Genomic DNA, 612 nt, shown 5'->3' with positions numbered 1-612 from the left:
GCCCAGCCCGTACCGTCCGCACCCTCCGCGAACGCCTTGCACCGGCCGTCGGGCGAAAGCCCCCGCTGCCGCGAGAACTCCAGGAACATCCCGGGAGAGCCCATGACGGTGACGCCGCCGACGAGCGCGCGGTCGCACTCCCCGTTCCGCAGGGCCTGCGCCGCAAGGTGGACGGCGACCAGCGACGACGAGCACGCCGTGTCGATCGTCACCGCCGGGCCTTCGAGCCCGAAGGCGTACGCCACCCGCCCCGACAGCACGCTGACCGTGGTGCCGGTGAGCAGGTGCCCGTCGTGGCCGTCGTGGCCGTCCGCGAGGCGGGGCCCGTACTCCTGCGCGGTGGCACCGATGTAGACGCCGGTGCGGCTGCCGCGGAGGCTGTCGGCATCGATGCCCGCACGCTCGCACGCCTCCCACGACGCCTCCAGCACCAACCGCTGCTGAGGATCCATCGCCAACGCCTCACGCGGCGACACACCGAAGAACTCCGCGTCGAACTCCCCCGCGTCATGCAGGAAGCCCCCGTGACGGGCGTACGACTTCCCGGACTTGCCCGGGTCGGCGTCAAACAGATCGGCACCCCAGCCGCGATCGACAGGGAACTCCGAAATA

At 71.6% G+C, this 612-nt stretch carries 1 protein-coding gene; it reads right to left on the bottom strand.

The window, feature by feature from the left end:
* Nucleotides 1-612: beta-ketoacyl synthase N-terminal-like domain-containing protein (locus LG396_RS38855; RefSeq protein ID WP_225798322.1), on the bottom strand; the 612-nt coding region annotated here is incomplete at both ends.

It is taken from the genome of Streptomyces aculeolatus, assembly GCF_020400605.1.
Lineage (GTDB): Bacteria > Actinomycetota > Actinomycetes > Streptomycetales > Streptomycetaceae > Streptomyces > Streptomyces aculeolatus.
Note: the sequence above shows the minus strand (reverse complement) of the source record. Positions and strands in the feature narration are given on the sequence as shown.